The organism is Pseudoxanthomonas suwonensis (genome assembly GCF_010093235.1).
GTDB lineage: Bacteria > Pseudomonadota > Gammaproteobacteria > Xanthomonadales > Xanthomonadaceae > Pseudoxanthomonas > Pseudoxanthomonas suwonensis.
Genome location: NZ_PDWP01000020.1, coordinates 1 through 26,384, shown reverse-complemented (window position 1 = coordinate 26,384; position 26,384 = coordinate 1). Strand labels below are relative to the sequence as shown.

Here is a 26,384-nt window from a genome sequence, read left to right as displayed (position 1 = left end):
CCTGCCATGTCCCGCTCCCTCCCCTGGCTGCATCCCGAACGAGTCGCCCTGCTCGAGCGCGGCTTGCGCGAACGCATCCTGGTCATCGACGGCGCGATGGGCACGATGATCCAGCGCCATGGCCTTGGCGAGGCCGACTACCGCGGCGAGCGCTTCGCCGAGGGCTACGACCGCCAGCACCATCCCGCGCACGAGGGCCACGGCCCGGGCTGCGGCCACGACCTCAAGGGCAACAACGACCTGCTGCTGCTCACCCGTCCCGAGGTCATCGAAGGCATCCACCGCGCCTACCTTGAGGCCGGCGCCGACCTGGTCGAGACCAACACCTTCAACGCCACCTCGGTCAGCCAGGCCGACTACCACCTCGAGCACCTGGTCTACGAGCTCAACAAGGCTGGCGCGGCCCTGGCGCGCAAGGCCTGCGACGAGGTGGAGAAGGCCACGGGCCGGCCGCGCTTCGTGATCGGCGTGCTCGGCCCGACCAGCCGCACCGCCTCGATCAGCCCGGACGTCAACGATCCCGGCTTCCGCAACACCAGCTTCGACGAGCTGCGCGCCACCTACCGCGAGGCGGTCGAGGGCCTGGTCGACGGCGGCGCCGACCCCATCATGGTCGAGACCATCTTCGACACGCTCAACGCCAAGGCGGCGCTGTTCGCGGTCGAGGAAGCGTTCGAGGCCCGCGGCGCGCGCCTGCCGGTGATGATCTCCGGCACGATCACCGACGCTTCCGGGCGCACCCTGTCCGGGCAGACCGCGGAGGCCTTCCACACCTCGCTGGCCCATGCGCGGCCGCTGTCGATCGGCCTGAACTGCGCACTGGGCGCGCGGGACCTGCGCCCGCACATCGAGGCCCTGGCCCAGGTCTCGCCGTACTACGTCAGCGCCCATCCCAATGCCGGCCTGCCCAACGCCTTCGGCGGCTACGACGAGACACCGGAAGAGATGGCCGCGACCCTGCGCGAGTTCGCCGAGGCCGGGCTGCTCAACCTGGTCGGTGGCTGTTGCGGCACCACCCCGGACCATATCCGTGCGATCGCCGAGGCCGTGAGTGGGGTGGCGCCGCGTGTTCCCGCCGCCGCCCTGGAGCAGGCCGCATGAGCACCGTCCCCCGCCATACCCGCCTGTCCGGCCTGGAACCGCTGGTCATCACCCCGGAGCTGCTGTTCGTCAACATCGGCGAGCGCACCAACGTCACCGGCAGCGCGCAGTTCCGCAAGCTGATCAAGGAGGAGCGCTACGCCGAGGCGGTGGAAGTCGCGCGCCAGCAGGTGGAGAACGGGGCGCAGATCCTCGACGTGAACATGGACGAGGGCCTGATCGATTCGGAGAAGGCGATGACCAGGTTCCTCAACCTGATCGCCGCCGAGCCGGACATCGCCCGCATCCCGGTGATGGTCGACAGCTCGAAGTGGAGCGTGATCGAGGCCGGCCTGAAGTGCCTGCAGGGCAAGGGCGTGGTCAATTCGATCTCGCTCAAGGAAGGCAAGGACGTGTTCGTCGAGCACGCCCGCAAGGTACTGCGCTACGGCGCGGCGGTGGTGGTGATGGCCTTCGACGAACAGGGCCAGGCCGACACCTGCGCGCGCAAGGTGGAGATCTGCACCCGCGCCTACCGCATCCTGGTGGACGAGGTCGGGTTCCCGCCCGAGGACATCATCTTCGATCCCAACATCTTCGCGATCGCCACCGGCATCGAGGAGCACGACAACTACGCGGTGGACTTCATCGAGGCCACCCGCATCATCCGCCAGACCCTGCCGCACTGCCACGTGTCCGGCGGCGTGTCCAACGTGTCGTTCTCCTTCCGCGGCAACGAGACCGTGCGCGGCGCGATCCACTCGGTGTTCCTGTACCACGCGATCAGGGCCGGCATGGACATGGGCATCGTCAACGCCGGCGCGCTGCCGGTGTACGACGACCTGGACCCGGAGCTGCGCGAGCGGGTCGAGGACGTGGTCCTCAACCGCCGCCGCGACGCCACCGAGCGCCTGCTGGAGATCGCCGAGCGCTACAAGGGCAGGAAGGGCGAGAAGAAGGTCGAGGACCTGGCCTGGCGGCAGAAGCCGGTCAACGAACGCCTGGCCCATGCCCTGGTCCACGGCATCGACGCCTTCGTCGACGAGGACACCGAGGAGGCCCGCCAGCAGGCCGCGCGCCCGCTGGACGTGATCGAAGGCCCGCTGATGGACGGCATGAACGTGGTCGGCGACCTGTTCGGCGCCGGCAAGATGTTCCTGCCGCAGGTGGTGAAGTCCGCGCGCGTGATGAAGAAGGCCGTGGCCTACCTGCTGCCCTACATCGAGGCGGAGAAGCTGCGCACCGGCGACGCCGGCAAGAACAACGGCCGCATCGTCATGGCCACGGTCAAGGGCGACGTGCACGACATCGGCAAGAACATCGTCGGGGTGGTGCTGGCGTGCAACAACTTCGAGGTGATCGACCTCGGGGTGATGGTGCCGGCGCAGAAGATCCTGGACGCCGCGCGTGAGCACCAGGCCGACCTGGTCGGCCTGTCCGGCCTGATCACGCCCTCGCTGGAGGAGATGAGCCACGTGGCGCGCGAACTGCAGCGCCAGGGCTTCGACACCCCGCTGATGATCGGCGGCGCCACCACCTCGCGCGCGCACACCGCGCTGAAGATCGATCCGCACTACAAGGCCCCCGTGGTCTGGGTGAAGGACGCCTCGCGCGCGGTGGGCGTGGCCCAGTCGCTGATCTCGCCCGAGCTGCGCCAGGGCTTCGTCGCGGCCAACGAGGCCGACTATGCCGAGATCCGCGCCCGCCACGCCAACCGCGGCGACGCCAAGCGCCTGGTCCCGCTGGAAAAGGCACGTGGCCAGCGCTTCGATGGCGGCTGGGACGCCTACCTCCCGCCGCAGCCCAACCAGTCCGGCGTGCACGCCTTCGACTGGCCGCTGGAAGACCTGCTGCCCTACATCGACTGGACGCCGTTCTTCCAGGCCTGGGAACTGGCCGGCAAGTACCCGGCGATCCTGCAGGACGCGGTGGTCGGCGGCCAGGCCAGCGAACTGTTCCGCGACGCGCAGGCGATGCTCAAGCGCATCGTCGCGGAGAAGTGGCTGACCGCGCGCGCTGTCTACGGCATCTGGCCGGCCGCCAGCCACGGCGACGACGTGGTGCTGCAGCACGCCGGAGGCCCTGCCACCCTGCACTTCCTGCGCCAGCAGGTGGACAAGCCGGCCGACCGCCCGGACTTCTGCCTGGCCGACTTCATCGCCCCGCACGGCAGCGGGGTGCAGGACTGGATCGGCGCCTTCGCCGTGACCGCCGGCATCGGCATCGACGAGCACGTCGCCCGCTTCGAGGCCGAGCACGACGACTACAACGCGATCCTGCTCAAGTCGCTGGCCGACCGCCTGGCCGAGGCCCTGGCCGAGCGCCTGCACCAGCGCGTCCGCAGGGAGTTCTGGGGCTACGCCGCAGACGAGGCCTTGGACAACGAGGCCCTGATCGCCGAGCAGTACCGCGGCATCCGTCCGGCCCCGGGCTACCCGGCCTGCCCGGATCACAGCGAGAAGGCCACCCTGTTCCGCCTGCTGGACGCGCCGGCCAATGCCGGCATGTCGCTGACCAGCAGCTTCGCCATGCTGCCGACCGCAGCGGTGTCGGGCTACTACTTCAGCCATCCGCGCAGCCAGTACTTCGTGGTCGGCCGCGTCGGCAAGGACCAGGTCGCCGACTACGCCCGCCGCAAGGGCGTCGACAAGGCGCAGGTCGAGCGCTGGCTGGCCTCCAACCTGGACTACGACCCCGAGTGACCGGGTCGGGCGGAGCCCCCTGCCGCTGCGCCGGGGGCTCCGCCTACAATGGACGACCCTTACACCGGAAACCTTCCGATGCAGCCAGATACCGTCCGCGCCGTGGTCACCGGCGGCGTCTCCGGCCTGGGCCTGGCCGTGGCCCAGCGCATCGTCGCCGATGGCGGCAAGGTCGCCCTGCTCGACGTCAACGACGACAAGGGCGCCGCCGCGGTCGAGGCGCTGGGCGCCGACAACGCGCGCTACTTCCGCACCGACGTCACCGACGAGGCCGGCGTCGCCGCGACCCTGGCGGCCGCGCGCGACTTCCTCGGCGGCCTGAACGTTGCGGTCAACTGCGCCGGCATCCTCGGCGCCGGCCGCGTGCTCGGCAAGGAAGGCCCGATGCCGCTGGACGGCTTCGCCCGTACCGTGATGGTCAACCTGGTCGGCAGCTTCAACGTGGCCAAGGCCGCGGCGGCGCTCATGCAGCACAACGCGCCGGGCGAGGACGGCGAGCGCGGGGTGATCGTCAACACCGCCTCGGTCGCCGCCTACGAGGGCCAGATCGGCCAGGCCGCGTACTCGGCCTCCAAGGGCGGCGTGGTCGGCATGACCCTGCCGATGGCGCGCGAACTGGCGCGCTTCGGCATCCGCGTCATGACCGTGGCCCCGGGCGTTTTCTGGACCCCGATGGTCGACGGCATGCCCGAATCGGTGCAGCAGTCGCTGGCGGCGACCATCCCCTTCCCGGCCCGCCTGGGCCAGCCGGCCGAGTTCGCCGACACCGTCGCCTTCATCCTGCGCACCCGCTACCTCAACGGAGAGACCATCCGCCTCGACGGCGCGACCCGCCTGGCGCCGAAATAGGAGCGGGGATTGGGGATTCGGGATTGGGGATTGGGAGAAGCAAGAGCAGAGCCTTCCCCGCTCCGGCGCGATCGTCGAATCACGAAGAACCCAGCCCGCACAACGAATCCCGTATCCCGAATCTCCAATCCCGGACTTCATCCATGAAAGCCAGCGAAATCAAGAAGGGCAACGTCGTCGAGTACAACAACGGCGTCTACCAGATCCGCGACATCGAGCGCAGCTCGCCGCAGGGCCGCGGCGGCAACGTCCGCTACCGCTTCATCATGTACTCGGTGCCCGGCGGCACCAAGCTGGACGCCAGCTTCGACGCCGACGACCAGCTGACCGAGGTCGAGCTGCTGCGCCGCCAGGCCAGCTTCTCGTACAAGGACGGCGACGCCTTCGTGTTCCTCGACGACGAGGACTACACCCCGTACACCCTGGACCCGGCCGCGCTGGGCGATGCGGTGGGCTACATCACCGACGGCCTGACCGGCATCTACGTGCAGGTGATCGACGAGCAGCCGGTGGCGATCCAGCTGCCGCAGCACGTGACCCTGGAAGTGGTCGAGACCCCGCCGGAACTGAAGGGCGGCACCGCGACCAAGCGCCCGAAGCCGGCCAAGCTCAGCACCGGCATCGAGATCATGGTCCCGGAGTACATCGCCAACGGCGAGAAGATCCTGGTCAACACCACCACCGGCGAGTTCGGCGGCCGCGCCGACTGAGTGGCCCATCCCGGCCGCGGATGCGGCCGGGATGGCGGGATTTGGCATTGGTGATCCGGGATTGGTGATTGGGGATTGGTGATTCGCGAGGGCGGCCACGGGTCCCGCGTTCACCGGGCCAGGGCGTTCGCGTAGCCCGGATAAGCGGAGCGCATCCGGGACACCACGCATGGGGGTCCGCGTCGTCCCGGGATGCAGCCGACCCCGGATGGGGCCGCGGCCTTGTCCGGGCGACCCGTCTACTGCGCGGCCTGCAACCCTCCTTCCTCCCGCGCCAACCGACGCAGGCGCTCGCCCAGCAGCGCCAGGTTCGACTCCGTGCCGTCCAGCGCCTCACGCCGCGTGGCAGGCAGCAATGCGCGGATGCGCGCTTCCAGCTCGCGGGCATGGCTCCGGCGGCCTTCCGCGGAGGCGACCGCGGTGGCCTCCAGACGCTCGCGTTCGGCCCACTGCGGCAGTCCGTAGCCCTCCACATCCTCCAGCCAGGCGGCCGGGCGGCTGAAGGCATCGCCCACCTCGAGGAACAGTTGCACGTCCCCGGCCACGCCACTGTCGGCGGCGGCGATGCGCCCCATCCAGCGGCGCTTGAGCGCGTCGCGGGCCAGGGCCTCCTCGCGCCGCAGCGCGGCCGACTCCAGCACCAGCAGGGCCGCGGCAGCCTTCAGCCCCGCCTGCTCCAGCGCCGGCCTGCGCCGCGCCGGCGGCAGCGCGATCCAGTCGCGGGCGCTGCCGGCCTGCAGGCCAAGGGCGGCACGGGCGACCGCGTACATCGATTCGTAATGGTGCTGGCCGCCTCGAAGTGGAAGCCAAGCCGCACCCTTTCCGCCGCATCCACGGGCACCGCCGCGGCATCGACCACCCCGTGCCGGCGCAACCTTCGCGCCAGGCCGTTGGGGAATAGCGAGCGCAGCGGCAGCGCCGCCAGGCGCGGCACCGCGTCGTGCAGCAGCTTCCAGGTTTCCACCGCGCAGTTGTTGCTGGCGAAGAGGTAGCGGCCGTCGTAGCTCCAGTGCAGCTGCGCCGCGCGCGTGGCAACCGCCGCCACCTCTTCGGGCGACAGTGCCAGCGGGATCGCGTGCAGGTCGCGCAGCTCCACCCGGGTGTACTCGTCGACCACCTGCCCAAGCGGCAGCGCGAACAGGCGCGAGGGATAGCGACCGGTCAGGCCGCTCCAGCTGGAGATCTGCAGGTCGTCGACGAAGGCGCGGAACGACAGCACCAGGTGGTGTTGCAGGTCCAGCCGGCAGTCCGGCCCGGGTTCGCGCCCGGGCGCGCATACCACCAGGCGCAGCATGGCGTGGCCCCAGCGGCTGGCCATGCCCGCGCCGTCGCCGGCCAGCAGGTAGTCGACCGCGTAGACCCGCCGGGGATCCAGCAGGCGCAGCGGCTCGGCGCCGGCCGCCGGATCCTGGACGAAGGCCAGCCCTTCCGCGCAGGCCGGAGGGCGCGCCGGGGCGGTGCCGAAACGCGCGTCGAAGTACGCCGCCAGCGCCGGACGCCGGCAGGCATAGTCCGGGTCCAGCAGGTAATGCTCGAGGTTGACCGCCACGTACTCGCGCGGCGAGGCCAGTTCGTACGGATCGGGGCTGCGGTCGCGGAAATCGTTGCGGGCGCGGCGGCCGGGCCGCACCGCGGACTTCTGCCAGCCAGCCAGGCCGAGCAGGCGCGGATCCCGCGACATGCCGCCGGAAGCGGTGCGGTCGTACAGGTGCGCCAGTTCGTGCAGCAGCGCCGCCAACGCGGGGGCTTCCGCTTCAGGGGCGGCCGTGCCCTGCCGCTGCTTCCAGTCGTCCAGCAGTTCCCGCCTGAGCAGGATGCGCCACTGCCGGGCGCGACCATGCACGCCTTCGGGAAGGTCGTCGCGCCATTCCAGCGCGACCGGGCGATCGAGGGCCTGGGCCCAGGAGGGCGGCAGCCGCGCCTGGGCGGCCGCGACCAGGACCTGCGTCGCGGCTGCGTCGGCGGCGCCGAGTCCGGCGGGAAGCCCGAAGCGCGGCGCGGCGGCGACCGTGGCGCTGGCCAGCAGGAGGGCCGCCAGCGCCGGGAGGCGGATCATTCGGCGGCGAGGATCTTCCGCGCCAGCTCCAGGTCACTAGCCTGGCGGGCGGCGGCGTCGCGTTCGCGCAGCACGCGCAGGGCGGCCTCGAAGCGGGCGCTGCGCACCTGGCCTTCGCTGGCGACGAAGCCGGCGGCGTCCTCGCGCGCGGCCTGGACCAGCTTGTCGTCGCCGGAGGTGCTGCCGGAGGACGCCGAGGTGCCGGCCGAGGAGGCACCGGCGGAAGTGCCGGCAAAGCTGGAGGCCTGCGACGGCAGGGCGAAGGCCAGCAGGACGGCGGCGGCAGGCAGGACGAGGTGCTTCATGGGGACAGGCCAGGATTGGTGAAAGATCCGTGAAGACTACCCTGCCACCCGGGCTCCGTGCACCTTCGCCGCACTGCCGCTCAGCTGTCGAACAGCTTGCCGGGGTTGAGGATCCCGTTGGGATCGAACACCTGCTTGACCCCCCGCATCAGCGCGATCTCGGCCTCGCTGCGGGTGCTGCCCAGGTAGGGCTTCTTGACCAGGCCGATGCCGTGCTCGGCGGAAATGCTGCCGCCATGTTCCTGCAGCGCCTGCGCCAGCAGCTTGGTCACGTGCTCGCACTGGGCCACGAAGTCCGCGTCGGAGGTGTCGTCCGGCTTGAGCACGTTGATGTGCAGGTTGCCGTCGCCGATATGGCCGAACCAGACCACGTCGAAATGCGGATAGGCCTCGCCCAGCAGGGCCTCGGCCTGCCGCAGGAAGGCCGGCATGGCCGAAACCCTTACCGAGACGTCGTTCTTGTAGGGCTTGTACCTGGCCACGGATTCGGTGATGCCCTCGCGCAGGCGCCAGATCTGCTGCGCCTGCGCCTCGGACTGGCTGATCACGCCGTCGGCCACCCAGCCCTGCTCCATGCAGTGCTCGAACGCGGCCATGGCCGCGGCCTCGGTGGCCTCGTCGTTGCTGGCGAATTCGGTGACCACGTAGAACGGGTACTCGTCTTCCAGCGGCTTCTGCGCGCCGTGGGCCAGGACATGGGCCAGGGCGCGGTCGGTGAAGAATTCGAACGCCTCCAGGCGCAGGCGGCCGCGGAACTCGGCGAACACCTGCATCAGCACCTCGAACGAGGGCAGCGCCAGCAGCATCACGTTGGTCGGCGGAGGCGGATCGGTCAGGCGCAGGACGGCCTCGACCACGATGCCCAGGGTGCCTTCGGAGCCGATCATCAGCTGGCGGAAGTCGTAGCCGGACGAGTTCTTGACCAGGCCGCGGTTGAGGTGCAGCAGCTCGCCGCCGCCGGTGACCACGGTCAGCCCGGCGATCCACTCGCGGGTGTTGCCGTAGCGGATCACGCGGATGCCGCCGGCATTGGTGGCGATGTTGCCGCCGATCGAGCAGGAGCCGCGCGCGGCGAAGTCGACCGGATAGATGAGCCCGTGCTCGGCCGCCGCGTTGTGCACCGCCTCCAGCGGCATGCCGGCCTGCACGGTCAGGGTGCGGTCGACGCGGTCGAATTCGACGACCTTGTTCATCCGCTCCAGGCTCAGCCCCAGCTCGCCATTGGCCGCCACCGCGCCGCCGGACAGGCCGGTGCGGCCGCCGGAGGGCACGATCGCGACCCGGTGGCGGTTGGCCCAGCGCACGACGGCCTGGACCTCCTCGACCGTGGCCGGCAGGGCGATGGCCAGCGGCGCCGGGGTCCAGCGGCGGGTCCAGTCGCGGCCGTAGTGCTCCAGGTCGGCGGCGTCGGTCTTCAGGCGCAGGTCGGGCACCGACGCAAGCAGGTCGGCGATGCGGGGATCGGTCATGGGAAGGTGCGGCAGGCGGTGCGGGAGCCGGCAAGCGTGCCAGCCTGGGGCCGGTCGCGTCCAGCGGCGGCGCGGACGCGGGCCGGACGCGCCCGGCGTTTCGCCAAGCCCTTGTTTCAACGGCAACTTTCCCTGGCGAAACTGCCGCCACCGGGGACACGCGGTGTTGCGTCCAGGCGATGACGCAGCGCGGAAAACAGGGGGCGGTTCTGGCATAGTTGGCGGCTCCCGCCACTGCTGATCCGGAAGCCGCGCGCATGTCGCCCAAGAAGACCTCCTTCCCGAAATCGGACATCCGCGTGCTGCTGCTGGAGGGCGTCAGCCAGACCGCGGTGGAGACCTTCCGCGCGGCCGGCTACAGCCAGATCGAATTCCACGAGAAGTCGCTGCCGGAGGACGAGCTGAAGGCGCGCATCGCCGAGGCCCACATCGTCGGCATCCGCTCGCGCACCCACCTGACCGCCGCCGTGCTGGCCCATGCCAAGCGCCTGATCGCGGTGGGCTGCTTCTGCATCGGCACCAACCAGGTGGACCTGGAAGCGGCCGAGCTGGCCGGCATCCCGGTGTTCAACGCGCCCTATTCCAACACCCGCTCGGTGGCCGAGCTGGTGGTCGCGCAGGCGGTGATGCTGATGCGTGGCATCCCGCAGAAGAACGCGCAATGCCACCGCGGCGGCTGGTCCAAGTCCGCCGCCGGCAGCCATGAGGCGCGCGGCAAGACCCTGGGCATCATCGGCTACGGCCACATCGGCACCCAGGTCGGCGTGCTGGCCGAGGCGCTGGGCATGCACGTGGTCTTCCACGACATCGAGACCAAGCTCTCGCTGGGCAATGCGCGCGCCGCGCAGAGCCTGGAGGACCTGCTGGCGCAATCGGACGTGGTCACCCTGCACGTGCCGGAAACCCCGGCGACGAAGAACATGTTCGGCGCCGCCCAGATCGCGGCGATGAAGCCGGGCGCGCACCTGATCAACGCCTCGCGCGGCACCGTGGTCGACATCGACGCGCTGGCCGCGGCGCTGGAATCGGGCCATGTCGGCGGCGCCGCGGTCGACGTGTTCCCGGTCGAGCCCAAGGGCAACAACGATCCCTTCGTCTCGCCGCTGACCCGCTTCGACAACGTGATCCTGACCCCGCACATCGGCGGCAGCACGCTTGAGGCGCAGGAGAACATCGGCGTGGAGGTGGCGGCCAAGCTGGTGCGCTACAGCGACAACGGCAGCACCCTGTCGGCGGTGAACTTCCCGGAGGTCACCCTGCCCGAGCACGAGGGCAGCCTGCGCCTGCTGCACATCCACCGCAACGTGCCGGGCGTGCTGTCGAAGGTCAACGAGATCTTCAGCCGCAATGCGGTCAACATCGACGGCCAGTTCCTGCGCACCGACCCGAAGGTCGGCTACGTGGTGATCGACGTGGCCGCGGACGAGGCCCAGGCGGCGGTGCTGAAGGAGGAGCTGTCCGCCATCGAAGGCACCCTGCGCACGCGCGTCCTGTACTGAGCACGCGCTGCCAGGTGTGACCCGGCGGGCCGGCATTGCCGACCCGTCCTGTTTCCGGGGTACGTAGCGCGAAGCCGCGCATGCCGCCGGCCAGGCCGGAAACATCGAAACCCGGCTGCAGCGAGAACCCGCCGATCCCGCGGATGGCCCGCCCCGGCGGTGCGGCCGGTGCCGGCCATCCTGGCGAATACGATGAGTCAGCGGTTGCCCTGGATCAACGGCCGTCGCGGTGCGCGGCCAGCCAGCGGGCGGCCATGCGCCGCATCGATCCGTCGCAGCCGGGATCGTCGAGCAGTTCCTCGATGTCGCGCCATGCCAGGGCGTGGGACTCCTCGCTGACCACGAAACGCTCGTCCGCGCCGGCGCGCACCACGTAGCGCACGTCGTGGTGCCAGTGCCCGGGCACGCCGCCGCGCTCCGGGATCCAGTGCCGGTCCAGGTCGAAGATCCGTCCGTCCTCCAGGCGCAGGCCAGGCAGGCCGGTCTCCTCCTGCGCCTCCTTCAGCGCCACCTGCGCCAGGTCGCGCTCGCCGTCGGCGTGGCCGCCCGGCTGCAGCCAGCGGTCCAGCTTGCGGTGGTGGGTCAGCAGGGTCCGCCGTCCGTCGGCGCTGACCACCCAGGCCGACCCGGTGAAATGACCCTCCAGGCGATCGCGGATGAACGGATCAGCCGGGTCGCCGAGCAGGTCGAGGAAGGCCTCGGCCAGCGCGGCATGGTCGGGCCAGCGGCAGCGGTATTCGGCCAGCTGCGTGGCCAGGGCTTGTGCGGGCGCCATGGCAATCCGGTCCGCTTCGAGGGGAGGCGCCGGATTATGCACGTAGCCGGCCGCGCCGCGCCGCGCATTGCCAAGCGCCCCGGCCGTTTGGCAAGGTACGGCGCTTGTGTGGCCGTCAGCTGGCCGCTTCGCACCCGGCCCTTGCAGGCCACCAGGGGGAAACGCGCAATGCCCAACCGTCTGTTCATCACCAAGCCCATGGAACCGGCACCGCACGTCGATGCTGGCGAGCCGGTCGAAGGCTCGCTCCAGGGCGAGGCGACACTGCGCCGCACCCTGACCGCCCGCCAGCTGGTCCTGCTGGGCGTAGGTGCGGTGATCGGCGCCGGCATCTTCGTGCTGACCGGCCAGGCCGCGGCCAACCATGCCGGCCCCGCGATCATGCTCAGCTTCGTCCTGGCCGGCTTCGCCTGCGCCATGGCCGGCCTGTGCTATGCCGAATTCGCCTCGATGATGCCGGTCTCCGGCAGCGCCTATTCATATGCATACGCGACCCTCGGCGAAGGCGTGGCCTGGTTCATCGGCTGGTGCCTGGTGCTGGAATACCTGTTCGCCTCGGCCACGGTCGCGGTGGGCTGGTCGGGCTACCTGACCAGCTTCCTGACCACCACCCTTGGCCTGCCCTTCCCCGCCGAGCTGGCCGCCGCGCCGCTGGCCTGGAACGGCACCGGGTTCGTGGCCACCGCCGGCATCATCAACCTGCCGGCGGTGCTGATCGTGGCCGCGGTCAGCGGCCTGTGCTACGTCGGCATCACCCAGTCGGCGATCGCCAACGCCATCGTGGTCGCCATCAAGATCACCGTGATCGCGGCCTTCCTCGGCTTCGGCATCCAGTACATCGATCCGGCCAACTGGACCCCGTTCATCCCGGAGAACACGGGGCCGGGCAAGTTCGGCATGGACGGCGTGTTCCGCGCCGCCACCATCGTGTTCTTCGCCTACATCGGCTTCGACGCGGTCTCCACCGCCGCCGGCGAGGCGAAGAACCCACAGCGCGACATGCCGATCGGCATCCTCGGCTCGCTCGCGGTTTGCACCCTGGTCTACATCGCGGTGTGCGCGGTGCTGACCGGCATGACCCACTACTCGCTGCTGGACAGCGCCAAGCCGGTGGCCACCGCGCTGGAGGAGGTGCTCAAGGCCGACCCCACCGCCAACGTGGGCTGGCTGAAGACCGCGGTCGAGATCGGCGCCATCGCAGGCCTGTCCTCGGTGATCCTGGTGATGCTGATGGCGCAGCCGCGCATCTTCTACTCGATGTCCCGCGACGGGCTGATGCCGCGTCTCTTCGGCAGGGTCCATCCGCGCTACCAGACCCCGCACGTGGGCACGGTCATCGTCGGCGTGATCGCCTGCCTGCTGGCCGGCTTCATGCCGCTGAGCGTGCTTGGCGAACTGGTGTCGATGGGCACCCTGCTGGCCTTCGCCACCGTGTGCCTGGGCGTGTTCGTGCTGCGTTTCAAGCGCCCGGAACTGCCGCGCCCGTTCCGGGTCCCGTTCTTCTGGCTGATCTGCCCGCTGGGCTTCCTCGCCTGCCTGGGCCTGTTCTGGCAGTCGTTCGCCGAGCACTGGAAGGTGTTCGTCGGCTGGACCGTGCTGGGCCAGGTGATCTATTTCTGCTACGGCTACCGCCACAGCAAGCTCAACAAGCGCTGACCACAGGCGGACACATACCGTGAGCAAGACGACGCGCGATCCCAGCATCCTCCAGGCGCTGGCTCCCCTGCTGTTCCTGGTCGCCGCGCTGGTCTGCGCGGTCAACCTGTTCGACGACACCGCCTACGGTCCCAACCAGGTGGCGCTGATGCTGGCCAGCGGCGTGGCCGCGCTGGTCGGCCTGCGCAACGGCATCGCCTGGAAGGACATCCAGGACAGCCTGGTGCACGGAGTGTCCCTGGCGGTGGTGCCGATCTTCATCCTGCTGTCGGTCGGCGCCCTGATCGGCACCTGGATCCTCAGCGGCACCGTTCCCGCGCTGATCGTGTACGGGATGAAGCTGATGCACCCGGCGTACTTCTACCCGGCCACCTGCCTGATCTGCGGCATCGTCGCGCTGGCCATCGGCAGCTCGTGGACGGTGGCCGGCACCCTGGGCGTGGCCCTGATCGGCGTGGCCCAGGGCATGGACATGTCGCTGCCGATCACCGCCGGCGCGGTGATCTCCGGCGCCTACTTCGGCGACAAGATGTCGCCGGTTTCCGACACCACCATCATTGCCCCGGCCGCGGCCGGCGCCGACCTGTTCGCGCATATCCGCCACCTGACCTGGACCACCATCCCCAGCTTCGCGATCGCGCTGGTGCTGTTCACCGTCGTCGGCTTCTCCACCGCGGCGACCCCGGTGGCCGGGGCCAGCATCGGCGAGTTGCCGCAGCTGCTGCAGTCGCACTTCCACCTCGGCTGGCACCTGCTGATCCCGCTGGTGGTGGTGTTCGGCCGGGCGGTGGCGCGCTTCCCGGCCTATCCGACGATCATGGTCGGCGCGCTGCTGGGCGGCGTGTTCGCGATCGTGTTCCAGCCGGACCTTGCGGTGGCGCTGGCCGGCAACGAGGAACTGTCCCGGCCGGTGGCCATGTTCGCCGGCGCGTGGAAGGCCATGTTCGACGGCTACCAGGCCAGCACCGGCAACGCCGCGGCCGACGCACTGCTCACCCGCGGCGGCATGGCGAGCATGCTCAACACCGTGTGGCTGATCGTCAGCGCGCTGGGCTTCGGCGCGGTGATGGAGCGCACCGGCCTGCTCGAGCGCCTGATCCGCAGCGTGCTGGTGGCCGCGCGCTCGGCCGGCTCGCTGGTCGCCACGACCATCGCCACCGCCCTTGGCATGAACATCGTTGCCGCCGACCAGTACATGTCGCTGGTGCTGCCAGGCCGGCTGTTCCAGTCCGAGTACCGCCGCCGCGGCCTGGCCCCGCAGAACCTGTCGCGGGCCCTGGAAGACGGCGCCACCATCACCTCGCCACTGGTGCCGTGGAACTCCTGCGGCGCGTACATGGCCGCCACCCTCGGCGTGGCGACGCTGGATTACCTGCCGTATGCGTTCTTCAACCTGGTCGGCCCGGTGATCGCGATCGCCATGGCCCTTGCCGGGTTCAAGATCCTGCGCCTGCCGGAAACGGAAAGCCCGCAGGAACCGGTGGCGGGCAGCGAGCCGACCACTCCCTGACTGCCGGTCGACGCACCCGGCGCGCACCTGCGTGCCGGGCCCGGCGCTGCACACGCTAGACTTGCCCCATGGACACGACCGAGCTTCCCTACGACCCGGCGCTGCTGCGCGAGCGCGCCCAGTCCCTGATCAGCAACGTGCGCGAGCTGGCGCAGCTGGGCTGGACCCCGGCGACCAGCAGCAACTTCTCCCAGCGCCTGGACGAGGCCCACGCGGCCATCACCGTCTCCGGGCGCGACAAGGGCCGGCTGGTCGAGGACGACATCATGGTCGTGGACCTGGAGGGCCGCGCCGTCGGCCGCCAGCTGCGTCCGTCGGCCGAGACCCTGCTGCACACCCGCCTGTACCGCCGCTTCCCGGAGGTCGGCTGCGTGCTGCATACCCATTCGAAGGTGCAGACCGTCGCCTCGCGGCTGTACGCACGCGAGGGCCGCATCCGCCTGGAGGGCTACGAGCTGCTGAAGGCCTTCGAGGGCAACAGCACCCACGAGACCGCGATCGAGGTCCCGGTGTTCGCCAACACCCAGGACATGACCGTGCTGTCGGCGCAGGTGGACGAACTGCTCGACCGCCAGCCGATGTGGGGCTACCTGATCGACGGCCATGGCCTGTACGCCTGGGGCCGCACCATGGCCGATGCCCGCCGCCACCTGGAAGCGTTCGAGTTCCTGCTCGGCTGCGAGCTGGAGCTGCGCCGGCTGGGCGCCTGAGCCTCATTCCGGCGCGGCGGGGCCTGAAAACCCCGCGTCATGAGCGAGCCGGCCCCCAACTGGTAATCTTCACTGTCCACGCGGCATCCCGCGGCTTGAGCAACAGGTGACCCCCATGAGCCGACTGCGCATCTTCGACGAGAACCGCCCCGAACAGCCGCTGTTCGAGAGCACCGACGGCAATGCCATCGCCGCCGAACTGGCACGCGTGGGCGTGACCTTCGAACGCTGGCATGCGGCCAGGCCGATCACCCCCGGCGCCAGCCCCGAGGAAGTGATGGAGGCCTACCGCGCCGACATCGACCGCCTGGTGGCCGCGCGCGGCTTCAAGACCGTGGACGTGGTCAGCATCGCCCCGGACAACCCGAACCGCGAGGAGATGCGCAGGAAATTCCTCGACGAGCACTTCCACAAGGAAGACGAGGTGCGCTTCTTCGTCGCCGGTTCGGGCCTGTTCACCCTGCACCTGGACGACAAGGTCTACGAGGTGGAGTGCGTCAAGGACGACCTGATCGCCGTGCCCGACGGCACCCGCCACTGGTTCGACATGGGTCCGGAGCCGAGCTTCGTCGCCATCCGCTTCTTCACCGAGCCGGACGGCTGGGTCGGCCACTTCACCGGGACCGACATCGCCCAGCGCTTCCCGCGCTACGAACCGCAGGTGCACTGAGTCCCGCCGGCACGCCCCACCGCCCCTCGCCATCGCGAGGGGCGCTCCGTTTCAAGGATCCCGAATGACCAGCGCCATCCTCACCGACATCGAAGGCACCACCAGCAGCATCTCGTTCGTGCGCGACGTGCTGTTCCCGTACGCGCGCCGCGCCCTGCCCGGTTTCGTCGCCGGGCACGGCCAGGACCCGGAGGTGCGGCGCTGGCTGGACGCGGTGGCGGTGGAGATCGGTGGCGCCTGCCAGGACCAGCTGATCGTGGAGACGCTGCAGGGCTGGATCGACCAGGACCGCAAGCACACCGCGCTGAAGGCGCTGCAGGGCATGGTCTGGGAGGCCGGATACCGAAATGCCGACTTCACCGCGCCGATCTACCGCGACGCGGCCGAGGCGCTGCAGCGCTGGCACGACCTGGGGTTGCCGCTGTACGTGTACTCGTCCGGCTCGGTGCCTGCGCAGAAGCTGTTCTTCGGCCACAGCGACGCCGGCGACCTGACCGGCCTGTTCTCCGGCTGGTACGACACCGAGGTCGGCGGCAAGCGCGAGCCGGCCAGCTACACCCGCATCGCCGGATCCATCGGCGTGGCCCCGCACTCGATCCTGTTCCTCTCCGACGTGGTCGAGGAGCTCGACGCGGCCCGCGCCGCCGGCCTGCACACGGTGCTGGTCGACCGCCCGGAGGACTACCCGCATCCGAGGCTGGAGGATGCGGCGCATGGGCACACCCGCGTAACGGGCTTCCAGGAGATCGCGCTGCCGCGCTGAGGCGACGCCCCGGCGACGAGCCACCGGCCCCAGCCTCTGCCGTTGCTCCGGCTGTTGCCGTTGCGTTTGCGTTTGCGTTTGCCTTTGCTGTTGCTCTTCCCCGCCCGTTATAGCGAGCCGAGCATCGGAGTGCCGGCGGGGGCGTAGAGGCCCGCATCGCCGCTGCGATGCTCGGTTCGCTCCAACGGGAGGGAGGAGCAACAGCAGAATCAAAGGCAGCGGCAACAGCCGAAGCACCAACAACGGCTGGCGGCTGGCGGCTGACGGCTGACGGCTGGCGGCTGGCGGCTGGCGGCTGGCGGCTGGCGGCTGGCGGCTGGCGGCTGGCGGCTGGCGGCTGGCGGCTGGCGGCTGGCGGCTGGCGGCTGACGGCTGGCGGCTGGCGGCTGGCTCTGCCGTCCGCCAGGGCTGCGGATCAGGGCTGCGCATCCTCCAGCGCATAGCTGGTCGCCGCCACCACCTCCCCCTGCCAGCGATCGAATGCCCGCACCTCGACACGGTGCGTGCCGGCCTCCAGCCTGGTATCCAGCGCACCGCGCCACAGATGGCCCGAGGCGGTGGCTTCCGGCGATCGGTCGTAGCCGCGCAGGCTCGGAGCCAGGTCGTCGGCCACGTTCTCCACCAGCAGGCGCGGGTCCGCACGCTCGACCCGGCGCATCGGCTTCCACGGGCCACCGTCGATGCGGTACTCGACCCTGGTGTCCGCGTCGCCCATGAACACGTTGGCGAACACGCCCCAGGCCGGATACGCGCCGCGGCGGAGCACCTTCGGCGCGTGCAGGGCCATGGCCGTGGTGAACGCGGGATCGCTGCCGTCCGCGCGCGCCGGACGGTACGCCAGCGCGTAGGTGCCATCGCGCTCCACGGTGAGCAGTGCGTGGCCGATCGGGGTCCCGTCGCTCATGGTCCCCTCCGGGATGCCGCGTGCATCCGGCACTCCGGACCAGAACGCGCCGCAGATCGCGCCGACGTTGTACTCGTGCAGCGGCGTGGTGCCATGCCAGCCGTCGGCGGCGCCGTGCCAGTAGTGCTGCTGGTTGTGGCTGTGGCCGCTGAGCACAAGCACGCGCGGATGGTCCTTGAGCAGGGCGAACAGGCGCTCGCGGTCGGCGGCGCGGAAGGCCCCGCGGCCACGGTCGAACAGCGGGATATGCAGGCCCAGCACCAGCAACCGGTCGCGTGGCAGCTGGGCGACATAGCGCTCGATGAAGCGGAACTGGTCCTCGCGCAGGCCGCCCGTGTAGCCGGCTCCTTCGCCGGGAGTGACCACCACGTCGTCCAGCAGCACGAAGGCGGCGGCGCCCTCCTCCACCGCATAGGTGTCCGGGCCGAAGGTCCGGCTCCAGGCGCGCAGCGAGCCTGCGTCCGAGGTCGCGCCCTCGTCGAGGTCATGGTTCCCCGGGACGTGGAACCACGGCACGCCCAGCTGGGTGGTCACCGCATTGAGCGCCGGATAAAGATCGGTGCGGTCGTCGACCAGGTCGCCGAGGGTGACGCCGAGCGCCGCACCAGGGCGGCCCAGCGGCTCGACCACGGCGCGGCGGGAATGCTCGATGTCGCGCCCGTTCTTGACCTGGGGGTCGGTGAACACCAGCGCCCCGAAGCGGCCGTCGGCTCCCGTGCCCGGCGGGAGCGCGAAGTCGGCAGCGAAGCGCCGGCCGTTGCCTGGCACGCGTGCCCAGAACGCGGGCAGGCCGTCGGCAGCGGGAATGAAGCGATGCCCAGCCGGCTTGACCACGAACACCGCGCTGCCCGCGCGTGCCTGCAGCCGGTACTGGCCATCCTGGTCGGTGCGCACGAGCTGCTCGCCGTCGGACACCAGCACGCCGGCAAGGCCGGGCTCGCCGGAACCACGACCGGGCCGGCCGTCCTGCTCCTGGTAGACCACGCCGGTCACCTCGACCGTGGCCTGCGCCTGGACGCTGGCGCAGGCCAGCGCGGAGATGCAGGCCAGCAGCCACGCGGCGGAACGTCTGGACATGGCTCGTCCCCTGGGGAAAAGCCGGATTCTAGGCTACCGCCGTGCGCGACGCAGTCGTCAGTGGCCGGTGCGCTCGGCGTGGCGTTCCTCGAGGACCGCCACCGCATCGGTCAGCGACAGGCGGCGCGCGTGCAGCAGCACGGTGGTGTGGTAGACCAGGTCGGCCACTTCGCCCAGCAGGTGTTCGTCGCTCTGGGCGACGCCGGCCAGCGCGGTCTCCACGCCCTCCTCGCCCACCTTCTGCGCGATCCGGCGCACGCCGGCCTCGAACAGCCTGGTTGTGTAGCTGCCTTCCGGACGCTCGCGCTCGCGCTGGGCGACCAACGCGTCGAGCTTGGCGAGGAAGCCGATTTCCGGCTCAACCTTGCGCGGCACGGCGTTGGTGGCGTGCGGTGCCGCCTCGAAGCAGCTGGGCCGCTGCAGGTGGCAGGTCGGGCCGCGCGGACGCGCCAGCACAAGCAGCGCGTCGGAATCGCAGTCGGCCTGCACGTCGACCAGTTCCAGCACGTGGCCGGAGGTCTCGCCCTTGGTCCACAGGCGCTGCTTGCTGCGGCTGTAGAACGTCACCAGGCGGCGGGCCAGCGTGGCCTGCAGCGCCTCGCGGTCCATGTAGCCGAGCATCAGCACGCGCAGGGTATCGGCGTCCTGGACGATGGCCGGCAGCAGGCCGCCGGACTTGTCCCAGTCCAGACCACCGGGGAATACGCCGATGCGGCCGACCGCGTCCGCGCTGGAAACATCAGACATCACGCACCTCGACCTGCCTTTGCCGCAGGTATCTCTTGAGTTCGGGAATGGCGATCGCGCCGCTGTGGAACACGCTGGCCGCCAGGGCACCGTCCACGTCGGCGCGCTCGAAGGCCTCGGCGAAGTGCTCCGGGGCACCGGCGCCACCGGAGGCTACCAGCGGCACCCGGCACAGTGCACGTGCCTGGCGCAGCTGTTCGATGTCGTAGCCACGGCGCACGCCGTCGCTGTCCATGCAGTTGAGCACGATCTCGCCGGCGCCCAGGCGCTGTGCCTCGACGATCCAGTCCACCGTGCGGATGCCCACCGCACGGGTCTTGCCCGGATCGCCGGTGTTGGTGCGCACCCGCCACTGGCCATCGGACTCGCGGATGGAATCGATGCCGACCACCACGCACTGGACGCCGAAGGCGTCGGCCAGCTCGGACACCAGCAGCGGACGCTCCAGGGCCGGCGAGTTGACCGAGATCTTGTCGGCACCGGCATGCAGTACCCGGCGCGCGGTTTCCACGTCGCGGATGCCGCCGGCCACGCAGAACGGGATGTCGATCAGCCGCGCCACCCGTTCGACCCAGGCGTAGTCGACCGAGCGGCCTTCCGGGCTGGCGCCGATGTCGTAGAACACCAGCTCGTCGGCGCCCTGGTCGCGATAGCGCATTGCCAGCTCGACGATGTCGCCCATGTCGACGTGGTCGCGGAAGCGCACGCCCTTGACCACGCGGCCGTCGCGCACGTCCAGGCAGGGAATGATGCGGCGGCTCAGCATGGCACGGCCTCCTCCACCGCCAGCGCGTCGGCCAGCTGCAGGCGCCCTTCCAGCAGCGCCCTGCCCAGCACCGCGCCGGCACAGCCGGCCTGGCGGGCGCCGGCGACGTCGGCCGCGTCGCGCACGCCGCCGGAAGCCTGCACGGCCACGCCTGGCGCCAGCCGCGCCAGGTGCGCGTACAGGTCCAGGTTGGGACCGGACAGCATGCCGTCGCGGGCGATGTCGGTGCACAGCAGGTGGCGCAGGCCGGCATCCACGAAACGCGGCAGCAACTGGTCCAGGCTTGCGCCGGCATTCTCGGTCCAGCCGTGCACGGGCAGCTGCCAGGTACCGGCGTCGTCCTGGCGCGTGTCCAGGGCGACGGTGATGCGGTCGCCGCCGAACTCGGAAAGCCAGCCGATCACGGTCTCCGGTTCGCGCACCGACAGCGAGCCGACCACCACCCGCGCCGCGCCGGCATCGAGGATCCGGGCCACGTCGTCGCGGCCGCGCACGCCGCCGCCGGTCTGCACCTGCAGGCCGGTCTCGCGCGCGATCTGCCCCAGCAGCGGCGCCAGGGTGTAGCCGCCGGCCTTGGCCGCATCCAGGTCGACCAGGTGCATCCAGCGCGCCCCGGCCTGGGCGAATGCGGCGGCGCGCGGCAGCGGATCGTCGCCGTACCGGGTCTCGCGCGCATAGTCGCCCTGGGCCAGGCGCACGACGCGCCCGCCGCGGATGTCCAGCGCCGGATAGACGGTGAAGCCCATCAGAAATCCATCTCCAGGAAGTTGCGGAGGATGCGCGCGCCGGTAGCGGCCGAGCGCTCCGGGTGGAACTGGGCGCCGCAGCGCAGGCCGTCGTGCACCACCGCGGTGAACAGGCTGCCGTGGTCGGTGGCGGCCACGGTGGCGGCGGTGATCGGCGCGGCGTAGCTGTGTACGAAGTATGCCTTCGCGCCCTCCTCCACGCCGTCCAGCAACGGCGATTCGCGCAGCTTGCGAAGACCGTTCCAGCCCATGTGCGGGATCCGGATGCAAGTGAGCTGCGGCAGGTGGCGGACCACGCCGGGCAGCAGCCCCAGGCATTCCACGTCGCCCTCGTCCGAGCGTTCGTACAGCAGCTGCATGCCCAGGCAGATGCCCATCAACGGCACCTGCAGCCTGCGCAACGGCTCGACCAGGCCCTGTGCGTGCAGGCGGCGCATGCCTTCGGGCGCGGCACCGACGCCGGGCAGGATCACCCGGTCGGCGCCTTCCAGTCCGGACGCACCAGCGACCACCTCGGGCTGCACGCCCAGGCGTTCCAGCGCGTAGCAGACCGAGCCGAGGTTGGCGCCGCCGGCATCGATGACGACGACCCGCTTGCCCGCGACGCTCACAGCACCCCCTTGGTCGACGGCAACGCGTCGCCCTCGCGGCGGATGGCCTGGCGCAGCGCGCGCGCCAGCGCCTTGAAGCTCGCCTCGATCTTGTGGTGGTCGTTGTCGCCGGTCACGGTGATGTGCAGGTTCAGGCCCGCGGCGTCGCACAGCGAGCGGAAGAAGTGCGGCACCAGCTCGGTGGGCATGTCGCCGACGCGCTCGCGCACGAAGCTGCCCTCGTAGACCAGGTACGGGCGACCGCTGAAATCCAGCGCCGCACTGGCCTGGGTCTCGTCCATCGGCAGGGTGAAGCCATAGCGGCCGATGCCGCGCTTGTCGCCCAGCGCCTCGCGCAGCGCCTGGCCGAGGGCCAGCGCGGTGTCCTCGATGGTGTGGTGCTCGTCGATGTGCAGGTCGCCCTCGGCATCGATTTCCAGGGCGAAGCCGCCGTGCTTGCCGATCTGCTCCAGCATGTGGTCGTAGAACGGCAGGCCGGTATGGATCTTCGGATCGGCCACGCGGTCGAGGTCGACGGCGACGCGGATCTTCGTTTCCTTCGTGTTGCGCTGGACCACGGCGCGCCGCGGCGCGTCGGCCAGCTCGTGGGCGATGCCGGACCAGTCCCACTCCCCGCCGAACTGCGGGGTTTTCAGCTGGAACGCGCGGATGCCGAGGTTGGCGGCGAACTCGTTGTCGGTCGGGCGGTCGCCGACCATGGCCGAGCGTTTCCAGTCGATGGAACGGTCCTGGATGTAGGGCAGGACCAGGCCGATGCCCGGCTTGCGCGTGGGCTTGTTCTCGTGCGGCCAGCTGCAGTCGATCAGCACGTCGCGGAAGCGGATGCCCTGGCTCTCGAACACCTGCATCATCAGGTTGTGCGGGCCGTCGAAGGCCTCCTGCGGATACTTGTCCGTGCCCAGGCCGTCCTGGTTGGAGACCATCACGAACTGGTAGCCGGCGTCGCGCAGCTTCAGCAGGGCCGGGATCACGCCCTCGACGAAGCGCAGCTTCTCGTAGGCGTCGATCTGGAAATCTTCCGGCTCCTCGATCAGGGTGCCGTCGCGGTCGATGAAAAGGATCGGGGTCATGCAGCGGCTTCCAGTGCGGCCAGGACGGCCAGCACGCGTTGGTTCTGTTCGGGGGTGCCGATGGTGATGCGCAGCGCGTCTCCCAGCCGGGGCGCGGCGCGCTGGTCGCGCACCACCACGCCGGCGGCCAGCAGGCCGTCGAACGCGGCCCGGGCGTCGTCGAAGCGCACCAGCAGGTAGTTGCCCGAGGACGGATAGACCCGGCGCACGCCCGGCGCGGAGGCCAGCGCCGCGGCCAGCCGCGCGCGCTCGCTGCGCACCACCGCCACGCGCTCGGCGGTACGCGCCAGCGCCTCCGGCGACAGGCCGGCGACGGCCAGCTCGGTGCACGGCGCCGGGATCGGATATGGGGCCTGGCACGCACGCAGCACGCGGATGAGCGAAGGATCGGCGATCAGCGTGCCGATCCGCGCCGCCGCCAGCGCATGCGCCTTGGACAGCGTGCGCAGCACGGCGATGTTGCGGTTCCCGCCCATCAGCGTCACTGCCGATGGCTGGTCGGAGAATTCACCGTAGGCCTCGTCCACCACCACGAGCGCACGACCGGCAAGGCGCTTCGCCAGCGTGGCGATGCCTTCAAGCGGCACGTCGCCGCCGGTGGGATTGGACGGGCTGCACAGGAACACCAGCTTGGCGCCGCCCTGCTCGGCCGCCGTGGCCACGGCCTCGAGGTCGACGATGAAGCCATCGGCGCCATCGACCAGCGGCACCTCGCGCAGCGGTGCGTTCTGAAGCCGGGCGCTGACCGCGTACATGCCGAACACCGGCGGCGTGGTCACGATCGCATCGCGCTGCGGCACGCACAGCGCGCGCACCAGCAGGTCGATGGCCTCGTCGCTGCCGCGGCCCACCAGAACCTGCGACGCCTCACAGCCGTAAAGCCGCGCCAGCGCCTGCACCAGCGCGGCGGGCTGCGGGTCGGGATAGCGCCGGCAGCGGCTGCCCGGATCGGCCGGGTTGGCCCAGGGGCTTTCGTTGGCGTTGAGCCAGATCTCGCCGTCCAGCGCGTGGCTGCGCGCCGAGCTGTAGCCGCCGAAGCCGCGCAGGTCCTCGCGCACCAGCGAAAGGAGATCCCCGCTCATGCCGCCGCCCCCTTCAGGCGCAGGTCCACGGCATTGGCGTGGGCGTCGAGCTGTTCGGCGCGGGCCATGGTCACCGCGCACTCGCCGATGGCGAGGATGCCCTCGCGGCTGGCCGCCTGCACGCTGACGAAGTTCTGGAAGCTGGCCACGCTCACTCCGCTCCATGCGCGCGCGGCGCCATTGGTCGGCAGGACGTGGTTGGTGCCGCTGCAGTAATCGCCCAGTGCCTCCGGCGTCCAGTCGCCGAGGAACACCGAACCTGCGGCCTCCACGCGATCCAGCCAGTCGCGCGGCTCGCGCAGGGCCAGGATCAGGTGTTCGGGCGCATAGGTGTTGCTGATGGCGAAGGCCTCGTCGAGCGAATCGACCAGGACCAGGCGCGAGGACGCCAGCGCCTTGCGGGCGATGTCCGCGCGCGGCAGCGCCTGGAGCTGGGTCGCCAGCTCGGCCTCGACGCGGTCGATCAGGGCGGCGCTGTCGGACAGCAGCAGCACCTGCGAATCCGGGCCGTGCTCGGCCTGCGACAGCAGGTCCGAGGCCACGTAGGCCGGGTTGGCGCCGTCGTCGGCGATCACCAGCACCTCGGAGGGACCAGCCGGCATGTCGATCGCCGCCGCGCCGCACTGGGCTATCTGGCGCTTGGCCTCGTCCACGTAGCTGTTGCCGGGGCCGAAGATCTTGTCGACCTTGGGTACGCTGGCGGTGCCGAAGGCCAGCGCGGCGATCGCCTGGGCGCCGCCGAGCTTGAACACGCGGTCCACGCCGGCCAGGCGCGCGGCCACCAGCACCGCCGGGTCGGCCGTGCCATCGGCGCGCGGCGGCGTGCACAGCACCACCTGGCGGCAACGCGCCAGCGCGGCCGGCACGCAAAGCATCAGCGCGGTCGAAGGCAGCGGCGCGCTGCCGGCGGGAACGTACAGGCCGACGCGCGGCACCGGGCGGATGATGCGTTCGCAGACCACGCCGGGCGCGGTCTCGACGCTGTAACCCTTGCCCATGCCGGCACGGTGGAAGGCCTCGATGCGCGAGGCGGCATCGGCCATGGCCCGGCGCAGTTCCGGCGACACGGCGGCTTCGGCCGCGGCGAATTCCTCGGCGCCGACCTCGAAACGCTCCAGCTCGACCTTGTCGAAGCGCGCGGTCAGCTCGCGCAGGGCCTCGTCGCCACGGCTGCGCACCGCGTCGAGCACGGCGGCCACGGCCTGGCGCGTGGCATCGGCCACGACCTGGACCGGGCGGGTGAGCGCACGTGCACGCGCCGCCTCGTCCAGCGCGGACCACCGTAGCCGGTTCCAGGCCGGCTGCGCGGGGGTGTTCTGCACGGCGCTCATGCCAGCGACCTCTCCACGCCCAGGACCATGAGCTGGCGCGCACCGGCGCGTTCCAGCTCCTCCAGCTGCTGCCAGCTCACGGCGCCCTCGCACATGGCCTGCAGGGTCAGCGCGCCATTGGCAGAAGGCAGCTGCACCAGCGGGCCGGCATCGGCCAGCAACCGCTCAAGCGCCGGCAGCGCTTCGCGGTCGGCGTTGAACATCAGCAGTTTGCGCTCGCGCACCTGCAGCACGCCATCCATGCGCCGCAGCAGCATCTGCGCCAGCGCGGCGCGGGCGTCGTCGAAGCCGCCGGCCGGACCAGCCAGCACCGCCTCGCTTTCCAGCAGCGTTTCCACCGGCTTGAGCTGGTTGGCCTTGAGGGTGGCGCCGCTGGAGACCAGGTCGCAGATCAGCTCGGCCGTGCCCAGGCGCGGGGCGATCTCGACCGAGCCGGACAGCTCCACCACCTGGGCGTCGATCTCCTGTTCCTGCAGCCAGCGCGAGAGGATGGACGGATAGCTGGTGGCGATGCGCAGGCCGCGGCCGCGCAGCTGCGCGGGGCCGGTCCAGTCCCAGTCCTCCGGCACTGCCAGCATCAGCCGGCACTGGCCGAAGCCCAGGCCGCGCAGTTCGCGGTAGGCCTGCGGCAGGCCAATCTGCGCACGCGCGCCGGCCTGCTCGTCCAGTTCGTTGCGACCGACCACGCCCAGGTCGCAGACACCGTCGGCGATCAGGCCGGGAATGTCGTCGTCACGGACCAGCAGCAGGTCGACCGGGAGGGATTCGCCATAGCAGAACAGCTTGTCGCGGCTCTCGCGCCAGCTCAGGCCGCAGGCGGCCAGCAGCTTGCGGGCCGGCTCGGCGAGGCGGCCGCTCTTCTGGATGGCGATGCGGAGGCGGTCGCGGGGGGCCGCTCCAAGGGGGGGAGTCATGGTGTCGTTTCCGCGCTGGAAGTGACGCTCCGGCCCAGGGCCAGTGCATAGCCGCCGGCACCGCGCTCCAGCGTGCGCGCGACCCGGCCAATGGTGGTGACGCTGACCCCGGTCAGCTCGTAGATCTCGCGATACGGCACGCCCCGGAGCAGCAGCGGCACCACCCCCCAACGGTCGACCATCGCCTCCAGCTCGGCCGGCGTGCACAGGTCGCGCAGGAAGGCCGCAACCTCCTCGCCGGTCTGCAACGAGGCGATGGCGTCAGCGAGGACCTGCAGCGCCTGGTCGGAGGGGCGCGCGGAGGCGGGGGTGGGACCTGTCTCTGATACACATTGGTGCGTGCCGGCGAGGCACACCGGTTAGTTGACGGGGGTGGTGGGTG

23 protein-coding genes and 1 pseudogene are annotated in these 26,384 nt (G+C 70.8%); 10 read left to right on the top strand and 14 right to left on the bottom strand.

The window, feature by feature from the left end:
• Positions 1 to 6: 6 nt before the first annotated feature.
• The 4 genes from CSC68_RS10835 (at position 7) to yeiP (ending at position 5,341) form a co-directional block, all read left to right on the top strand.
• Positions 7 to 1,101, top strand: coding sequence for a homocysteine S-methyltransferase family protein (locus CSC68_RS10835; RefSeq protein WP_162203575.1), 1,095 nt, complete (start codon positions 7 to 9; stop codon positions 1,099 to 1,101).
• Positions 1,098 to 3,782, top strand: coding sequence for a methionine synthase (gene metH, locus CSC68_RS10830; protein ID WP_162203574.1), 2,685 nt, complete (start codon positions 1,098 to 1,100; stop codon positions 3,780 to 3,782). The genes CSC68_RS10835 and metH overlap by 4 nt, the downstream gene beginning before the upstream one ends.
• A 78-nt stretch (positions 3,783 to 3,860) precedes the next feature.
• Positions 3,861 to 4,631 carry an SDR family NAD(P)-dependent oxidoreductase gene (locus CSC68_RS10825; RefSeq protein WP_162203573.1) on the top strand — a complete coding sequence of 257 codons (771 nt, stop codon included), beginning with the start codon at positions 3,861 to 3,863 and terminating at the stop codon, positions 4,629 to 4,631.
• 143 nt (positions 4,632 to 4,774) lie between these two features.
• Positions 4,775 to 5,341 (top strand): elongation factor P-like protein YeiP, encoded by a 567-nt coding sequence (gene yeiP, locus CSC68_RS10820; RefSeq protein ID WP_162203572.1) that lies wholly within the window; start codon positions 4,775 to 4,777, stop codon positions 5,339 to 5,341.
• 239 nt (positions 5,342 to 5,580) lie between these two features.
• Here yeiP and CSC68_RS10815 read toward each other — a convergent pair.
• The 3 genes and pseudogenes from CSC68_RS10815 to CSC68_RS10805 all read right to left on the bottom strand — a co-directional run bounded on the left by CSC68_RS10815 (position 5,581) and on the right by CSC68_RS10805 (position 9,171).
• Positions 5,581 to 7,397, bottom strand: a pseudogene (locus CSC68_RS10815) (DUF7844 domain-containing protein).
• Entirely contained in the window at positions 7,394 to 7,702 is a 309-nt protein-coding gene (locus CSC68_RS10810; RefSeq protein WP_162203571.1) for a DUF2388 domain-containing protein, read from the bottom strand. The pseudogene CSC68_RS10815 and the gene CSC68_RS10810 overlap by 4 nt, the downstream one beginning before the upstream one ends.
• Before the next feature lie 80 nt (positions 7,703 to 7,782).
• On the bottom strand, positions 7,783 to 9,171 hold the full coding sequence (locus CSC68_RS10805; protein WP_162203570.1) for an FAD-binding oxidoreductase: 1,389 nt from the start codon (positions 9,169 to 9,171) through the stop codon (positions 7,783 to 7,785).
• A gap of 257 nt (positions 9,172 to 9,428) precedes the next feature.
• On the opposite strand from CSC68_RS10805, the gene serA reads away from it, so the two are divergent.
• Positions 9,429 to 10,670 (top strand): phosphoglycerate dehydrogenase, encoded by a 1,242-nt coding sequence (serA, locus tag CSC68_RS10800; protein ID WP_162203569.1) that lies wholly within the window; start codon positions 9,429 to 9,431, stop codon positions 10,668 to 10,670.
• A gap of 214 nt (positions 10,671 to 10,884) precedes the next feature.
• On the opposite strand, the gene CSC68_RS10795 is transcribed toward serA, so the two are convergent.
• On the bottom strand, positions 10,885 to 11,445 hold the full coding sequence (locus CSC68_RS10795) for an NUDIX hydrolase (RefSeq protein WP_162203568.1): 561 nt from the start codon (positions 11,443 to 11,445) through the stop codon (positions 10,885 to 10,887).
• A gap of 168 nt (positions 11,446 to 11,613) precedes the next feature.
• Here CSC68_RS10795 and CSC68_RS10790 point away from each other — a divergent pair, with 168 nt between their 5' ends.
• From CSC68_RS10790 to mtnC, 5 genes are all read left to right on the top strand, one after another.
• Positions 11,614 to 13,101, top strand: a complete 1,488-nt coding sequence (locus tag CSC68_RS10790; RefSeq protein WP_162203567.1) for an amino acid permease — start codon at positions 11,614 to 11,616, stop codon at positions 13,099 to 13,101.
• 19 nt (positions 13,102 to 13,120) lie between these two features.
• A complete protein-coding gene (nhaC, locus tag CSC68_RS10785) occupies positions 13,121 to 14,611 on the top strand; it encodes a Na+/H+ antiporter NhaC (protein WP_162203566.1) in 1,491 nt (496 codons plus the stop codon).
• 68 nt (positions 14,612 to 14,679) lie between these two features.
• Positions 14,680 to 15,321 carry a methylthioribulose 1-phosphate dehydratase gene (locus CSC68_RS10780; RefSeq protein ID WP_162203565.1) on the top strand — a complete coding sequence of 214 codons (642 nt, stop codon included), beginning with the start codon at positions 14,680 to 14,682 and terminating at the stop codon, positions 15,319 to 15,321.
• A gap of 115 nt (positions 15,322 to 15,436) precedes the next feature.
• Complete coding sequence (locus tag CSC68_RS10775) at positions 15,437 to 15,991, top strand: 1,2-dihydroxy-3-keto-5-methylthiopentene dioxygenase (RefSeq protein WP_162203564.1); 555 nt, start codon at positions 15,437 to 15,439, stop codon at positions 15,989 to 15,991.
• A gap of 64 nt (positions 15,992 to 16,055) precedes the next feature.
• Positions 16,056 to 16,754, top strand: coding sequence for an acireductone synthase (gene mtnC, locus CSC68_RS10770; protein ID WP_162203563.1), 699 nt, complete (start codon positions 16,056 to 16,058; stop codon positions 16,752 to 16,754).
• A gap of 415 nt (positions 16,755 to 17,169) precedes the next feature.
• Here mtnC and CSC68_RS10765 read toward each other — a convergent pair whose 3' ends face one another.
• The 10 genes from CSC68_RS10765 to CSC68_RS10720 are packed head-to-tail and all read right to left on the bottom strand — an operon-like array spanning position 17,170 to position 26,280.
• Entirely contained in the window at positions 17,170 to 18,735 is a 1,566-nt protein-coding gene (locus CSC68_RS10765; protein WP_162203562.1) for a calcineurin-like phosphoesterase C-terminal domain-containing protein, read from the bottom strand.
• A 57-nt stretch (positions 18,736 to 18,792) separates the two neighbouring features.
• Complete coding sequence (gene hisIE / locus CSC68_RS10760) at positions 18,793 to 19,482, bottom strand: bifunctional phosphoribosyl-AMP cyclohydrolase/phosphoribosyl-ATP diphosphatase HisIE (protein WP_162203561.1); 690 nt, start codon at positions 19,480 to 19,482, stop codon at positions 18,793 to 18,795.
• Complete coding sequence (gene hisF, locus CSC68_RS10755) at positions 19,475 to 20,248, bottom strand: imidazole glycerol phosphate synthase subunit HisF (RefSeq protein WP_162203560.1); 774 nt, start codon at positions 20,246 to 20,248, stop codon at positions 19,475 to 19,477. The genes hisIE and hisF overlap by 8 nt, the downstream gene beginning before the upstream one ends.
• Positions 20,242 to 20,994, bottom strand: a complete 753-nt coding sequence (gene hisA / locus CSC68_RS10750) for a 1-(5-phosphoribosyl)-5-[(5-phosphoribosylamino)methylideneamino]imidazole-4-carboxamide isomerase (RefSeq protein WP_162203559.1) — start codon at positions 20,992 to 20,994, stop codon at positions 20,242 to 20,244. Before hisA ends, hisF begins: the two co-directional genes overlap by 7 nt.
• Positions 20,994 to 21,605 (bottom strand): imidazole glycerol phosphate synthase subunit HisH, encoded by a 612-nt coding sequence (gene hisH, locus CSC68_RS10745; protein ID WP_162203558.1) that lies wholly within the window; start codon positions 21,603 to 21,605, stop codon positions 20,994 to 20,996. Before hisH ends, hisA begins: the two co-directional genes overlap by 1 nt.
• Complete coding sequence (gene hisB / locus CSC68_RS10740; RefSeq protein WP_162203557.1) at positions 21,602 to 22,675, bottom strand: bifunctional histidinol-phosphatase/imidazoleglycerol-phosphate dehydratase HisB; 1,074 nt, start codon at positions 22,673 to 22,675, stop codon at positions 21,602 to 21,604. The genes hisH and hisB overlap by 4 nt, the downstream gene beginning before the upstream one ends.
• Complete coding sequence (gene hisC / locus CSC68_RS10735) at positions 22,672 to 23,757, bottom strand: histidinol-phosphate transaminase (RefSeq protein WP_162203556.1); 1,086 nt, start codon at positions 23,755 to 23,757, stop codon at positions 22,672 to 22,674. Before hisC ends, hisB begins: the two co-directional genes overlap by 4 nt.
• A complete protein-coding gene (gene hisD, locus CSC68_RS10730) occupies positions 23,754 to 25,088 on the bottom strand; it encodes a histidinol dehydrogenase (RefSeq protein ID WP_162203555.1) in 1,335 nt (444 codons plus the stop codon). Before hisD ends, hisC begins: the two co-directional genes overlap by 4 nt.
• Entirely contained in the window at positions 25,085 to 26,002 is a 918-nt protein-coding gene (gene hisG / locus CSC68_RS10725) for an ATP phosphoribosyltransferase (protein WP_162203554.1), read from the bottom strand. The genes hisD and hisG overlap by 4 nt, the downstream gene beginning before the upstream one ends.
• Positions 25,999 to 26,280: a YerC/YecD family TrpR-related protein gene (locus tag CSC68_RS10720; protein ID WP_162203624.1), complete on the bottom strand. Its 282-nt coding sequence runs from the start codon at positions 26,278 to 26,280 to the stop codon at positions 25,999 to 26,001. Before CSC68_RS10720 ends, hisG begins: the two co-directional genes overlap by 4 nt.
• Positions 26,281 to 26,384: the final 104 nt, after the last annotated feature.